The 13,516-nt window shown below is 71.4% G+C and carries 12 protein-coding genes and 1 tRNA gene; 11 read left to right on the top strand and 2 right to left on the bottom strand.

All coding sequences use genetic code 11. The features are described from left to right. Nucleotides 1-93 precede the first annotated feature (93 nt). Nucleotides 94-165, top strand: a tRNA-Arg gene (locus tag ACIO1C_RS23830). A 91-nt stretch (nucleotides 166-256) separates the two neighbouring features. Here the strand turns inward: ACIO1C_RS23830 and ACIO1C_RS23825 are convergent. Next, nucleotides 257-997, bottom strand: a complete 741-nt coding sequence (locus ACIO1C_RS23825; protein WP_401866618.1) for an SDR family NAD(P)-dependent oxidoreductase — start codon at nucleotides 995-997, stop codon at nucleotides 257-259. A 94-nt stretch (nucleotides 998-1,091) separates the two neighbouring features. On the opposite strand from ACIO1C_RS23825, the gene ACIO1C_RS23820 reads away from it, so the two are divergent. Further along, nucleotides 1,092-1,709 carry a TetR/AcrR family transcriptional regulator gene (locus ACIO1C_RS23820; RefSeq protein ID WP_401866617.1) on the top strand — a complete coding sequence of 206 codons (618 nt, stop codon included), beginning with the start codon at nucleotides 1,092-1,094 and terminating at the stop codon, nucleotides 1,707-1,709. Nucleotides 1,710-1,716: 7 nt separating this feature from the next. On the opposite strand, the gene ACIO1C_RS23815 is transcribed toward ACIO1C_RS23820, so the two are convergent. Further along, nucleotides 1,717-2,118: a hypothetical protein gene (locus ACIO1C_RS23815; protein WP_401866615.1), complete on the bottom strand. Its 402-nt coding sequence runs from the start codon at nucleotides 2,116-2,118 to the stop codon at nucleotides 1,717-1,719. Nucleotides 2,119-2,218: 100 nt separating this feature from the next. Here ACIO1C_RS23815 and ACIO1C_RS23810 point away from each other — a divergent pair, with 100 nt between their 5' ends. From ACIO1C_RS23810 to rpmE, 9 genes are all read left to right on the top strand, one after another. Further along, nucleotides 2,219-2,701 (top strand): response regulator, encoded by a 483-nt coding sequence (locus tag ACIO1C_RS23810; RefSeq protein ID WP_401866613.1) that lies wholly within the window; start codon nucleotides 2,219-2,221, stop codon nucleotides 2,699-2,701. Between the two features lie 167 nt (nucleotides 2,702-2,868). Then, nucleotides 2,869-3,975 carry an ArgS-related anticodon-binding protein NrtL gene (gene nrtL / locus ACIO1C_RS23805; RefSeq protein ID WP_401866611.1) on the top strand — a complete coding sequence of 369 codons (1,107 nt, stop codon included), beginning with the start codon at nucleotides 2,869-2,871 and terminating at the stop codon, nucleotides 3,973-3,975. 81 nt (nucleotides 3,976-4,056) lie between these two features. Next, complete coding sequence (gene lysA / locus ACIO1C_RS23800; protein WP_401866609.1) at nucleotides 4,057-5,448, top strand: diaminopimelate decarboxylase; 1,392 nt, start codon at nucleotides 4,057-4,059, stop codon at nucleotides 5,446-5,448. 95 nt (nucleotides 5,449-5,543) lie between these two features. Next, on the top strand, nucleotides 5,544-6,833 hold the full coding sequence (locus tag ACIO1C_RS23795; RefSeq protein WP_401866883.1) for a homoserine dehydrogenase: 1,290 nt from the start codon (nucleotides 5,544-5,546) through the stop codon (nucleotides 6,831-6,833). 7 nt (nucleotides 6,834-6,840) lie between these two features. Further along, entirely contained in the window at nucleotides 6,841-7,932 is a 1,092-nt protein-coding gene (gene thrC, locus ACIO1C_RS23790) for a threonine synthase (RefSeq protein ID WP_401866607.1), read from the top strand. Between the two features lie 296 nt (nucleotides 7,933-8,228). After that, on the top strand, nucleotides 8,229-9,155 hold the full coding sequence (gene thrB, locus ACIO1C_RS23785) for a homoserine kinase (RefSeq protein ID WP_401866605.1): 927 nt from the start codon (nucleotides 8,229-8,231) through the stop codon (nucleotides 9,153-9,155). Nucleotides 9,156-9,588: 433 nt separating this feature from the next. Beyond that, on the top strand, nucleotides 9,589-11,679 hold the full coding sequence (gene rho / locus ACIO1C_RS23780; protein ID WP_401866603.1) for a transcription termination factor Rho: 2,091 nt from the start codon (nucleotides 9,589-9,591) through the stop codon (nucleotides 11,677-11,679). A 209-nt stretch (nucleotides 11,680-11,888) separates the two neighbouring features. Further along, nucleotides 11,889-12,989, top strand: coding sequence for an LCP family protein (locus tag ACIO1C_RS23775; RefSeq protein ID WP_401866601.1), 1,101 nt, complete (start codon nucleotides 11,889-11,891; stop codon nucleotides 12,987-12,989). Nucleotides 12,990-13,210: 221 nt separating this feature from the next. Beyond that, nucleotides 13,211-13,432: a 50S ribosomal protein L31 gene (rpmE, locus tag ACIO1C_RS23770; RefSeq protein WP_161309761.1), complete on the top strand. Its 222-nt coding sequence runs from the start codon at nucleotides 13,211-13,213 to the stop codon at nucleotides 13,430-13,432. Nucleotides 13,433-13,516: the final 84 nt, after the last annotated feature.

The following is a 13,516-nucleotide window of genomic DNA, read 5'->3' as shown; positions in this document are numbered from 1 at the left end:
CCCCCGGCCCCGGAGCGCCACCCCGAAATACCTGTTCACGGCCACCCCACCGGAGCTGGTAAGGTTTCACCCGTCGCCGCACAAAGCGACAACGCCCCCGTAGCTCAGGGGATAGAGCATCGGCCTCCGGAGCCGGGTGCGCAGGTTCGAATCCTGCCGGGGGCACTTCCGGACAGACCCTCTGATCAGCTGAAACGCTGAGCAGAGGGTCTTTTTCATGCCGTCGTACCGCGTGAGTGCGCGCGCGCCGTGCGCATCACGCGGTGTAGCCGCCGTCGACGGCGAGCGACGTGCCGGTGATCCAGGCCGCGTCGGGGCCCGCGAGGAAGGCCACCGCGCCGGCGGTGTCCGAGGCCGCGCCGAGGACCTTCGCCGCGGTCCGCAGGCGCTCCTCCCCGGCCTCGGCCGTGCCGTCCGGGTTCATGTCCGTGACGGTCGGGCCCGGGTCGACGATGTTGACCGTGATGCGCTGCGGCGCCAGGTCGTGCGCCAGCCCCTTGGTGAAGCCGATGAGGGCGGACTTGCTCATCGAGTACAGCGTCACGTCCGGTACGGGGACGCGGTTGGCCCAGCAGCTGCCGATGTTGATCACACGGCCGCCGTCCGTCATGTGCGCGACGGCCGCCTGCGTGGCGAGGAAGACGGCCCGCACGTGGACGGCGAGCGTCCGGTCGATCTCTTCGAGGGTGACGTCCTGGAAAGGTCCGTAAGGGAAAACACCGGCGTTGTTGACCAGGATGTCCAGGCCGCCGAATTCGGCCGCCGCGCGGGCGACGGAGTCGGCGACCGCGACCGGGTCCGCGCTGTCGGCCCGGAGCGCCAGGCCCCGGCGGCCGAGGCCTTCTATGGAGGCGACAACTTCCCGCGCCTTGTCGGCGGCGTTCACATAGGTCAGGGCGACATCGGCTCCCTCCCGCGCCAGTCGGAGGGCCGTGGCCGCGCCGATCCCACGACTGCCACCGGTCACCAGCGCGATTTTTCCCGCAAGTTGCGACATTTTGCTCCGCCTTGATTCCATTCCGGAATGGATGCTGCACAAATCCCTAACAGGTAAGCTGAGGCAGGGTCAAGCCCCGTTGGAGGATGGGAATATGACAGAGCGAGGCAGGCCGCTCACGTTCGACCGGGCGGCGGCGTTGCGGCGCGCGATGGAGACGTTCTGGGAGCTCGGGTACGAAGGCGCCAGGATGACCGACCTCACCGACGCGATGGGCATCAACTCGACCAGCCTCTACAACTCCTTCGGATCGAAGGAGCAGTTGTTCTACGAGGCGGTGGCCCTCTACGACCACACCGTCGGATCGGCCACCCACCGGGCCCTGCGCGACCGGCCCACCGCGCGGGGGGCGATCGAGGCGATGCTGCGCGGGAACATCGACGCCTTCACCGACCCCCGGACGCCGAGCGGGTGCATGATCGTGCTCGCGGCGACCAATTGCAGTACGCGCAACAAGGGCGTGGGCGACCACCTGGCCTGGCGGCGGCGGAACGCGGTGGCGGCGCTGGAGGAACGGCTGGAACAGGCCGTGGACGAGGGCGAGTTGCCCCCGGACGCGCACGTGGAGGGCATCGCCGCCTTCTACTCCACGGTGCTCCACGGGCTGTCCGTGGAGGCGCGTGACGGTGTCGCGGTGCGGAAGCTGGAGTCGGCCGTGGACCTCGCGATGTCGGCCTGGGACCTGCTCGTACGGCAGGGGGCGACGCCCTGACCGCCCGTCAGTTGTCCTGCGGGGGGCGGGACATGCGCAGGGCGAGTTCGCGCAGGAGGTCCTCGGACGTGATGTCCGTACGGCCGGCGTCGTGGAGCTCGGCCAGCTCGGAGTAGACGTACGTGAACGCCCCGATCAGCTGCATGATGGCCGGCAGCGCCGCCTCGGTGACCGCGTGGGCCGCCTCCAGCGGGGTCGCCTCGGACGACACCGCGAACGAGGGGAAGACCTCGGCGAGCAGCGACCCGATCTGCCCCTCGCCGGAGCCCCGCCCGGGGGCCGCGCCCGGCTCCGCGCCGGCGGTGCCGGTGCCGTCCGTGCCGCCAGGGTGCCGGCCCGTCGTACGGATCCACTCCGCGGACTGGGTGAGGATGCCGATGGCCCTGAGGACAACTTCGTTCTGCTCCATGCGTGGAGCGTAGGCGGTACGGGCGGGGCGGGCGGCTCTCCGCGCCCCCGGCCGTCCGGTGCGTCGCGCCCGCCGTCCCGCCTCCGGGGCCGACCGGCAATTGGCCAAAACCCGGACGCGGCGCGGAAGTCCGACCTACTCTCGATATGTGTCAGGCGCATCCGGCCGGGTGCTCGTTGTCGACGACAACCGAGTGATCAGGCAGCTGATCAGGGTCAATCTCGAGCTGGAGGGCTTCGAGGTCGTGACCGCGGCCGACGGTGCCGAATGCCTGGAGGTCGTGCACGAGGTCAGGCCGGATGTCATCACCCTCGACGTGGTCATGCCGCGCCTCGACGGCCTGCGGACGGCCGCGCGGCTGCGCGCCGATCCGCGCACCAGCCGGCTGCCCCTCGCGATCGTCAGCGCCTGCACGCAGTACGAGGTCGAGGCCGGGCTCACGGCCGGGGTGGACGCGTTCCTCGCGAAGCCCTTCGAACCGGCCGAGCTGATCCAGCTCGTCCGGCGGCTGACCCACCAGGAAGGCCCCCCGTCCTTCGACGGACGGTACGGCGCGGGCCACGCGGGAAGCGCGCGGGGCTGACCACGGAGATCCCCGGGGGCCGGCCGCTTCCTGCCGACGGCATCGCGGACGGCGTCCCTGACGGCCGCGGCCGTCCCCTGCCGACATCGCCGCCGACACCCTCGGCCGCCGACCGCATCGCGGAACGAGGTCGCGGAGGGGACCCCCTCCTCCCCTACGCTGGTCCCGTGACCCCCGCCGATCTCTCCACGACCGTGCTGCGCGCCGTGCGCCGCGCGGTGGCGGACGGCGCCCTGAGCGTGGCCGTGCCCGAGCGGGTGACGGTCGAGCGGCCCCGGCCCGGCGGGAGCGGGGACTACGCGACCAACGCGGCGCTGCGCCTGGCGGCCGGCGCGGGCCTGGCGCCCCGCGAGGTGGCGGAGATCCTGCGCGCCCGGGTCGCCCCCGCCGACGGCATCGCCCGGGTCGAGATCACCGGCCCCGGCTTCCTGAACTTCACGCTGGCCGAGGACGACGGCGCGGACCTGGTCCGTACGGTGCTGAGCGCGGGCCCCCACTACGGCCACGGCAACGCCCTGACGGGCACCACGGCGGTCTTCGTGAACCCGCACGGGCCACGCGCCCGCGTCTGGACGGAAACGGTGGTCGCCGTGCTCCGGAGCCAGGGCGCGACGGCGTCGATCGCACCCGCGGTCCCCGGCGGCCGGGACGCGGCGGTCGCGCCCCGTGGCGCCCGCCCGGACGTGAGTGTGACGAACCCCACAGCCGCATCCGCCGCACCGCCCCCCGTACCCGAGACCCTCCGGGTCGTCCCCGCCCCCGACGGGGACGACCTCTTCGCCCGGCTGGGGGCCGACGCGGCCCGCTGGGCCCTGTTGCGGACCGCCGCGCACGACCGGCCGCCGAGCGGCTCCGTGGCCGGCGAGCTGCTCGTACAGCGCGAGAGCAACCCCCTCTTCCGCGTGCGGTACGCGTACGCCCGCACCCGCGCCCTCACCCGCGCCGCCGAGCGGCTGGGCATCACGCGGGGCACGCCCGAGAACGCGGCCCAGGCACCCCACCCCACGGAAGCCACCCTCACCCGCCTCCTCCGCGACCACCCCGCCGTCCTCGAAGCCGCCGCGCGCCACCGTGCGCCCGACCGGCTCGCCCGCGGGCTCGAACAGGTCGCCGAGGCCGTCCTGCGTTTCCAGGAGAGCGGCCGGCCGCTGCCCCTCGGGGACGAGAAACCCTCGGCCGCCCACCGCTCCCGGATCGCGCTCGCCGAGGCCGCCGGAGCCGTGCTGGCCGGCGGCCTCCTCCTCCTCGGCGTCGATGCCCCGGAATTCCTTTAGATCGTCCAGATCGTCGTCCAGATCGTCGTTGAGATCGCCCAGATCGTCGTTGAGACCTGAGAGACCTAAGAGAGCCACGAGATGAGCCGTTCCGCACACCCCGCAGGGCCCCGCCACGCCGATGTCTTCCCCGACGGGCACTACTCCGCCCCCGCCGCCGACCTCAACGTCCTGGACGAGAAGGTCTGGTCGCGTACGGTCCGGCGCAACGACGACGGCGTCGCCACCGTCGCGGGGATCGAGGTGACGCGGCTGGCCGAGGAGTTCGGCACCCCGGCCTACTTCCTCGACGAGGCCGACTTCCGGGCCCGCTGCCGCGCCTGGTCCGACGCCTTCGGCCCGAACGCCGACGTGTTCTACGCCGGCAAGGCGTTCCTCTCCCGCGCCGTCGTGCGCTGGCTCACCGAAGAAGGGCTCAATCTCGACGTCTGCTCCGGCGGTGAGCTGGCCACCGCCCTCGCCGGCGGCATGCCCCCCGAGCGCATCGCCTTCCACGGCAACAACAAGTCCACCGAGGAGATCGAGCGCGCCGTCTCCGTCGGCGTGGGCCGGATCGTCCTCGACTCCTTCCAGGAGATCGTCCGCGTCGCGCACATCGCGCAGCGCCTCGGCCGCCGCCAGCCTGTCCAGATCCGCGTCACCGTCGGCGTCGAGGCGCACACGCACGAGTTCATCGCCACCGCCCACGAGGACCAGAAGTTCGGCATCGCGCTCGCCGACGGCCAGGCCGCGGAGGCCGTCAGGCGGGCCCTCAAGCTCGACGGCATCGAGCTGATCGGCATCCACTCGCACATCGGCTCGCAGATCTTCGACATGGCCGGATTCGAGGTCTCCGCCCGCCGCGTCGTCCAGCTGCTCGCCGAGATCCGCGACGAGCACGGCGTGGAGCTGCCCGAGATCGACCTCGGCGGCGGCCTCGGCATCGCGTACACCTCCGAGGACGACCCCAAGGAGCCGTACGACATCGCGAAGTCGCTGCTCGACATCGTCACGCGCGAGTGTGACGCCGCCCGCCTCACCACCCCCCGGATCTCCGTCGAGCCGGGGCGCGCGATCGTCGGCCCCACCGCCTTCACGTTGTACGAGGTCGGCACGATCAAGCCACTCGAAGGGCTGCGGACGTACGTCAGTGTCGACGGCGGCATGTCCGACAACATCCGTACGGCCCTCTACAACGCCGACTACAGCGTGGCGTTGGTCTCACGCCGCTCCGAGGCGGAGCCCATGCTGTCGCGCGTGGTCGGCAAGCACTGCGAGAGCGGTGACATCGTCGTACGGGACGCGTACCTGCCCGCCGACCTGGCGCCCGGCGACCTGATCGCCGTCCCCGCCACCGGCGCGTACTGCCGTTCGATGGCGAGCAACTACAACCACGCGCTCCGCCCGCCCGTCGTGGCGGTCAGGGACGGCGAGGCCAGGGTCGTGGTCCGCCGCGAGACGGAGGAAGATCTCCTGCGGCTGGACATCGGATGATGGAATTGGTGTCTCGGGATCTGGACGGACGGTAGATACTTCCGTCCGGTGCGTGAGACTGGTTCACACTCAGTAAGAGGAAACGAGGTCGGATGATGCGTACGCGTCCGCTGAAGGTGGCGCTCCTGGGCTGTGGCGTGGTCGGCTCAGAGGTGGCGCGCATCATGACGACGCACGCCGACGACCTCGCCGCGCGGATCGGCGCCCCGGTGGAACTCGCCGGGGTCGCCGTCCGCCGCCCGTCCAAGGTCCGCGAGGGCATCGACCCCGCGCTGATCACGACCGACGCCACCGCCCTGGTCAAACGCGGCGACATCGACGTGGTCATCGAGGTCATCGGCGGCATCGAGCCCGCCCGTACGCTCATCACCACCGCCTTCGAACACGGCGCGTCCGTCGTCTCCGCCAACAAGGCGCTGCTCGCCAAGGACGGCACGACCCTCTACGACGCCGCCGCGCTGCACGGCAGGGACCTCTACTTCGAGGCCGCCGTCGCGGGCGCCATCCCGCTGATCAGGCCGCTGCGCGAGTCCCTGGCGGGAGACACCGTCAACCGGGTCCTCGGCATCGTCAACGGCACGACGAACTTCATCCTCGACCGGATGGACACCGCGGGCGCCGGCTACTCGGAAGCGCTGGACGAGGCCACCGCGCTCGGATACGCGGAGGCCGACCCGACCGCCGACGTCGAGGGCTTCGACGCCGCCGCCAAGGCCGCCATCCTCGCCGGGATCGCCTTCCACACCCGCGTACGCCTCGACGAGGTGCACCGCGAGGGCATCACGGAGGTCACCTCCGCCGACCTCGTCTCCGCCCAGCGCATGGGCTGCACGGTCAAGCTCCTCGCGATCTGCGAGCGCGCGGCCGACGGGAAGTCGGTCACCGCCCGGGTCCACCCCGCGATGATCCCGCTCAGCCACCCGCTCGCCTCCGTGCGCGAGGCGTACAACGCGGTCTTCGTCGAGGCCGAGGCCGCCGGGCAGCTGATGTTCTACGGCCCCGGCGCGGGTGGCGCCCCGACCGCGTCGGCCGTCCTCGGCGACCTGGTCGCGGTCTGCCGCAACAAGCTGGGCGGCGCCACCGGGCCCGGCGAGTCCGCCTACACCCGGCTGCCCGTCAGCTCGATGGGCGAGGTCGTCACGCGGTACCACATCAACCTCGACGTGGCCGACAAGCCGGGCGTGCTCGCCCAGGTCGCGACGGTCTTCGCCGAGCACGGCGTATCCATCGATACGGTCCGCCAGAAGGGAAAGGACGGCGAGGCCTCCCTCGTCGTCGTCACCCACCGCGCGGCCGACGCGGCCCTCTCCGGGACCGTCGAGGCGCTGCGCAAGCTCGACACCGTGCGCGGTGTCGCCAGCATCATGCGTGTTGAAGGGGAGTAAGGGACCCATGACCACCAGCATCGGCGCCCAGCGGGGCACCCATCAGTGGCGCGGCATCATCGAGGAGTACCGGGACCGCCTCCCGGTGACGGACGGAGCGGCCGTCATCACCCTCCGGGAGGGCGGTACGCCGCTGGTCCCCGCGCAGGTGCTGTCCGAGCGCACGGGCTGTGAGGTGCATCTCAAGGTCGAGGGCGCCAACCCCACCGGCTCCTTCAAGGACCGCGGCATGACCATGGCCATCACCCGGGCCAAGGAGGAGGGCGCGAAGGCGGTCATCTGCGCCTCCACCGGCAACACCTCCGCGTCGGCCGCCGCCTACGCGGTCCGCGCCGGCATGGTCTGCGCCGTGCTCGTACCGCAGGGGAAGATCGCCCTGGGCAAGATGGGCCAGGCCCTCGTCCACGGCGCGAAGATCCTCCAGGTCGAGGGGAACTTCGACGACTGCCTGACCCTGGCCCGCTCGCTCTCCGACAACTACCCGGTGGCGCTGGTCAATTCGGTCAATCCGGTCCGTATCGAGGGCCAGAAGACCGCGGCGTTCGAGATCGTGGACGCGCTCGGCGACGCCCCGGACATCCACGTACTGCCCGTCGGGAACGCCGGCAACATCACGGCTTACTGGAAGGGCTACACCCAGTACGCCGCGAACGGGCCCGCCGCCCGCACCCCGCGCATGTGGGGCTTCCAGGCGTCGGGTTCGGCCCCGATCGTGCGCGGCGAGATCGTCAAGGACCCGCACACCGTCGCCACCGCGATCCGGATCGGCAACCCGGCGTCCTGGCAGTTCGCGCTCAACGCGCGTGACGAGTCGGGCGGGTTCATCGACGAGGTGACGGACCGCCAGATCCTGTCCGCCTACCGCCTGTTGGCCGCGCAGGAGGGCGTGTTCGTGGAGCCCGCCTCGGCCGCGTCCGTCGCCGGACTGCTCAAGGCCGTGGACGAGGGCAAGGTCGACCCGGGCCAGCGCATCGTCTGCACGGTCACCGGCAACGGCCTCAAGGACCCGGAATGGGCCACCGCCGGTGCGCCGCAGCCCTCGGTCGTACCGGTCGACGCGGTGGTCGCCGCACGCCGCCTGGGACTCGCGGACGCGTAGGACACGGCGGTTGGACACTTCGCGGGAGATTCTTGATCACGGGCGCACACGCAGGCACGCGACACGCATCGTGCGCCTCCTGTGCGCCCTATGTCGCCATGGAACCTTCCTTCGATAAGCTGGGACCAACCCGCGGTGCCGCAACGTGCTGCCGCGCTGTCGACCCCGCGGCACGGGCGTCCGGTATACCGTCGTACCGCCGAAATCCCGCCGTATCGTAAAACCCCACGCACATCCCCACGCAGGCCCCGCCGATCCCCACGCACGTCCCGCAGTCAAGGAGAGTCGTCAGAACGATGGCCGGTCCCTCGTTCCGCGCCGCCGCCGTACGGGTGCGCACCCCCGCCACCAGCGCCAACCTCGGTCCTGGCTTCGACGCCTTCGGCCTGTCGCTGGGGCTGTACGACGACGTGGTCGTCCGCGTCGCCGACTCCGGCCTGCACGTCGACATCGCGGGAGAGGGCGCCGAGACGCTTCCCCGCGACGAGGACCACCTGCTCGTACGGTCCCTGCGCACGGCCTTCGACCTGCTCGGCGGGCAGCCGCGCGGCCTGGAGGTCGTGTGCGCCAACCGCATCCCGCACGGCCGCGGGCTCGGCTCGTCCTCGGCGGCGATCTGCGCCGGCATCCTCGCCGCCCGCGCGGTGACGATAGGCGGCGACGCCCGCCTGGACGACGCGTCGTTGCTGGAGCTGGCGAGCGAGATCGAGGGACACCCCGACAACGTCGCGGCGTGTCTGCTGGGCGGTTTCACCCTGGCCTGGACGGACGGGGGAGCGGCCCGCGCCATCAGGATGGAACCGGCCCGTTCCATCGTTCCGGTGGTTTTTGTGCCCGGCAGGCCCGTGCTGACGGAGATGGCGCGCGGGCTGCTCCCGCGCTCCGTCCCCCATGTGGACGCGGCGGCCAACGCGGGGCGGGCCGCCCTGCTCGTCGAGGCGCTGACCAGGCGTCCCGAACTGCTGCTGCCCGCCACCGAGGACCGGCTGCACCAGGACTACCGGGCCCCGGCGATGCCGGAGAGCATCGCGCTCGTCAACCGGCTGCGCGCGGACGGTGTGCCCGCGGTCATCTCCGGCGCGGGCCCCACGGTGCTGGCGCTGGCCGAGGATGGTGCGGCCGACAAGGTCGCACGACTGGCGGGCGAGGGCTGGGCGGCGAACCGGCTGTCCCTCGACGCCGGGGGCGCGTGTGTGCTGCCGCTCGGTCCGGACAGGGCCTAGGCAGGCGGAGAAAAGCACGGACAGGGCCGACAGGGCCCACAAGGCCGGTAAGCCGGGATTGCCGGTGAGTGAGAGGGGGAATGTTTGTTGGAGCCGGTAGTGTTAACCTCAAGTCTGCAACCGACGTCTTTCAGGCGCGGTGCATCGTGTCCCGTTTCGGGACCACCTTTCTTCCGGGAGCCTCCCCAACTGCCTGAGCAGCCTGCCTGAGCAGTTTTGAGCACGCACCGGAACCGGCACGACACCCCCCGTTTTTCCCAGCGGTGGGCCGAGCAGGGGGACCTCGGGCCGGACCCATGGCACGTACGCATGTTTCTCCGCCGTACCCGGCGGGACCACCGCCCCGGCACGGTCCACAAGATGGGACCGCAGCCGGCAGCACAACCGGTCGCCGAGCCAGAAGGCCGACGTCCGCTCCAGGGAAGGACCCTTCGTGAGCGACACCACCGATCTGATGGGCGTGACTGCCGACAACAGCGTCGACACGACCGCGCCCGCCGAAGGTGCTGCCACTGGCACCACCGCACGGCGCCGCCGCTCCGGCACCGGCCTTGAGGGCATGGTCCTGGCCGAGCTTCAGCAGGTCGCGTCCGGCCTCGGCATCAGGGGCACCGCGCGCATGCGCAAGAGCCAGCTGATCGAGGTCATCAAGGAGACGCAGGCCGGTTCCTCGTCCGCGCCGAAGAGCGCCGAGACCGCCGGCTCCGACGCCGAGACCAAGCCGAAGCGCCGCGCCACCTCCAAGGCCCGTACGGGCGAGTCCGCCGCTGCCGCCGCCGCGCAGGAGGCCGGCCAGGCCGAGCAGGCCGTGGCCCAGCAGCAGATCGACATCCCCGGTCAGCCGGCCAGTGACGACCAGCCCGCCGGCGAGCGCCGCCGCCGCAGGGCCACCGCCCAGGCGGGCAGCCCCGAGGGCGCCCGTTCCGAGGCGAGGACCGACACCAGGACCGAGGCCGCGCCGGCCGACGTCAAGGTCGAGGCGCAGCCCGACACCAAGGCCGAGGCCGCCGTCTCCGTGTCCGCGCAGGGGAACGCGCAGGGCGACGCCGACGGCCGCCGCGACCGCCAGGACCGCGGCCAGCGCGGCGAGCGTGACCGCGGCGACCGCCGTGACCGCCAGCGCGACCGCCGGGGTAAGGGCGACGAGCAGGGCGGCCAGCAGCAGGGCGGCGGCCAGGGCCAGCAGCGCCAGCAGCGCGACAGCCGGGGCGCGGGCGCCCCGGCCCAGACGGGCCCCCAGAACAGCGGCCCGCAGAACAACGGCCCCCAGGACGACTACGACGACGAGGCGGGCGGCCGCCGAGGCCGCCGCGGACGCTACCGCGACCGCCGGGGCCGTCGTGGCCGCGAGGAATTCGGCCCCGACCAGCCGCAGGTGGCCGACGACGACGTGCTGATCCCCGTCGCGGGCATCCTCGACATCCTCGACAACTACGCGTTCATCAGGACCTCCGGCTACCTGCCGGGCCCCAACGACGTGTACGTGTCTCTCGCCCAGGTCCGCAAGAACGGCCTGCGCAAGGGTGACCACGTCACCGGCGCGGTGCGCCAGCCCAAGGACGGCGAGCGGCGCGAGAAGTTCAACGCGCTCGTGCGGCTCGACTCCGCGAACGGCATGGCGGCCGACTCCGGCCGCGGCCGCCCGGAGTTCCAGAAGCTGACCCCGCTCTACCCGCAGGACCGGCTCCGCCTGGAGACCGACCCGGGTGTGCTGACGACGCGGATCATCGACCTCGTCGCCCCCATCGGCAAGGGCCAGCGCGGTCTGATCGTGGCCCCGCCGAAGACCGGTAAGACCATGATCCTCCAGGCCATCGCCAACGCGATCACGGTCAACAGCCCCGAGTGCCACCTGATGGTCGTCCTCGTGGACGAGCGGCCGGAAGAGGTCACCGACATGCAGCGGTCGGTCAAGGGCGAGGTCATCTCCTCGACCTTCGACCGCCCGGCCGAGGACCACACCACCGTCGCCGAGCTGGCCATCGAGCGGGCCAAGCGCCTGGTCGAGCTGGGTCACGACGTGGTCGTCCTGCTGGACTCCATCACCCGACTGGGCCGTGCGTACAACCTCGCCGCGCCCGCCTCGGGACGCATCCTGTCCGGTGGTGTCGACTCGACCGCGCTCTACCCGCCGAAGCGCTTCTTCGGCGCGGCGCGCAACATCGAGGACGGCGGCTCGCTGACCATCCTCGCCACCGCGCTCGTCGAGACCGGCTCGCGCATGGACGAGGTGATCTTCGAGGAGTTCAAGGGCACCGGCAACATGGAGCTCAAGCTCGACAGGAAGCTCTCCGACAAGCGCATCTTCCCGGCGGTGGACGTGGACGCGTCCTCCACCCGTAAGGAAGAGATCCTGCTCGGCAGCGACGAGCTGGCCGTCGTCTGGAAGCTGCGCCGGGTGCTGCACGCGCTCGACCAGCAGTCCTCGATCGAACTGCTCCTGGACAAAATGAAGCAGACGAAGTCGAACGCGGAGTTCCTGCTCCAGATCCAGAAGACGACGCCGGGCAACGGCAACGACTGACGGTTCCGCCGCTCGTACGCTCCCCAGAACCGCCCCGGCACCCCGTGCCGGGGCGGTTCTGTACGTTCCGCCCGGGTTGTGGAACCCCGCTCGGTCCTTCACCGTCTGTATATGTGACGATAAACAGCCCGGTGACGAGAAACGGTACGTTTCGGGCCTCGATCCCGGCGGGAGGTAGCGGTACCGGCACCACGGACTGAGGGAGACCCATGACCGAACCGAGCGGCGGGCCCGTAGGGGCCGGCGGCAGACGCCACAGGGCGCCCGGCGGACGCCGCCGGCCGGTCGTCGTCCTGGTGTGGTGCCTGGCCGTCCTGCTCGTGCTCTGCGGCGGCGGTCTCACGTACGTCTATTTCAAGCTCAACGGCAACATCAAGGGCGTCGACATCAACGCCCAGCTGGGGACCGCGCGCCCCCACGACGTCGACAACGGCTCCGAGGACATCCTGGTCCTGGGCTCGGACTCGCGGGCCGGCAAGAACGACGAGTACGGCCGCGACAGCGGTACGGCCCGTTCGGACACGGCGATGGTCGTGCACGTCTACAAGGGCCACAAGAAGGCCGGCGTGGTGTCGATACCGCGCGACACCCTGGTGGACCGGCCCGCGTGCACCGACTCCAAGGGCCGCCCGGTCCCGGCCGCGCACCTCGCCATGTTCAATTCGGCGTACGAGGTCGGCGGCCCCGCGTGCGCGGTGAAGACCGTCGAGTCGCTGTCCGGCATCCGCATGGACCACTACATCGAGGTCGACTTCACCGGCTTCAAGAAGATCGTCGACGAGCTGGGCGGGGTGAAGATCACCACCACCAGGGCCATCGACGACCCCAAGAGCCACCTGAAGCTGGCGGCCGGCACCCACACACTCCACGGGGAGCAGGCGCTGGGCCTGGTCAGGACCCGGCACAGCATCGGCGACGGCAGCGACCTGGGCCGTATCCAGCTCCAGCAGGTCTTCATCAAGTCGCTGATCAGCCAGATCAAGAGCGTCGGGGTGTTCAGCAACCCCAAGAAGCTCTTCGACCTCGCCGACACCGCCACCAGCGCGATCACCCCCGACTCCCAGCTCGACTCGGTGAACAAGCTGATCGGCTTCGCGGGCGGCCTCAAGGACATCGGCGGCAAGAACCTCAAGATGATCACGCTGCCGGTGCGCTACGACCCGGCCGACGGGAACCGCGTACTGCCGCTCCCGAAGGAGTCCGGACAGGTCTGGACCGCCCTCGCGCACGACCGCCCGATCCCGGCGTCCGCCACCAAGGACTCGGCGGGCGACAAGGAGAACGTGGGCCGGGTGGTCGAGGGCGGCTGACGTACATCCCCCGGGGAGTGCATCCCCCCGGGCAGTGCATCCCCCCTGGGAGTACATCCGTCCGTACGCCCCCCCGGAATACATCCGGGCGCCCCCCGGTTTGGGCAGATGCGGCCGGTCCTGGCAGACTGGTCCGTCGGCCCCGGTTCACGTACGAGCACTCCGCGCGTGCGACCCGGCGCCTTCCCCGCCCCCGGCGGGGATGTTCCCTAGGAGACACCTTGAAGCGCGACATCCACCCCACGTACGTCGAGACCCAGGTCAGCTGCACCTGCGGTGCGTCGTTCACCACCCGGAGCACGATCGAGTCGGGCACCATCCGCGCCGACCTCTGCTCCGAGTGCCACCCGTTCTACACGGGCAAGCAGAAGATCCTCGACACCGGTGGCCGCGTGGCCCGCTTCGAGGCCCGCTTCGGCAAGGCCGCCGCCGCCAAGAAGTAGCGAGCATCCCGCGCCGGTCCTCGGTGCCCTCTTCCGGGCGCCGAGACCGGCGCTTTGGCGTCCCGAAGCACCTTCGAAGCCCGT

It is taken from the genome of Streptomyces sp. NPDC087420, from assembly GCF_044744165.1.
Lineage (GTDB): Bacteria > Actinomycetota > Actinomycetes > Streptomycetales > Streptomycetaceae > Streptomyces.
This window is presented reverse-complemented; position numbering and strand designations above follow the sequence as displayed.

Bases quoted from the DNA above. Each gene is read 5' to 3' on its own strand.
- lysA (WP_401866609.1), top strand. From the start codon at position 4,057: ATGAGCCGTTCCGCACACCCCGCAGGGCCCCGCCACGCCGATGTCTTC.
- thrB (WP_401866605.1), top strand. From the start codon at position 8,229: ATGGCCGGTCCCTCGTTCCGCGCCGCCGCCGTACGGGTGCGCACCCCC.
- ACIO1C_RS23775 (WP_401866601.1), top strand. From the start codon at position 11,889: ATGACCGAACCGAGCGGCGGGCCCGTAGGGGCCGGCGGCAGACGCCAC.
- ACIO1C_RS23820 (WP_401866617.1), top strand. From the start codon at position 1,092: ATGACAGAGCGAGGCAGGCCGCTCACGTTCGACCGGGCGGCGGCGTTG.
- thrC (WP_401866607.1), top strand. From the start codon at position 6,841: ATGACCACCAGCATCGGCGCCCAGCGGGGCACCCATCAGTGGCGCGGC.
- ACIO1C_RS23815 (WP_401866615.1), bottom strand. From the start codon at position 2,118: ATGGAGCAGAACGAAGTTGTCCTCAGGGCCATCGGCATCCTCACCCAG.
- ACIO1C_RS23825 (WP_401866618.1), bottom strand. From the start codon at position 997: ATGTCGCAACTTGCGGGAAAAATCGCGCTGGTGACCGGTGGCAGTCGT.
- ACIO1C_RS23795 (WP_401866883.1), top strand. From the start codon at position 5,544: ATGCGTACGCGTCCGCTGAAGGTGGCGCTCCTGGGCTGTGGCGTGGTC.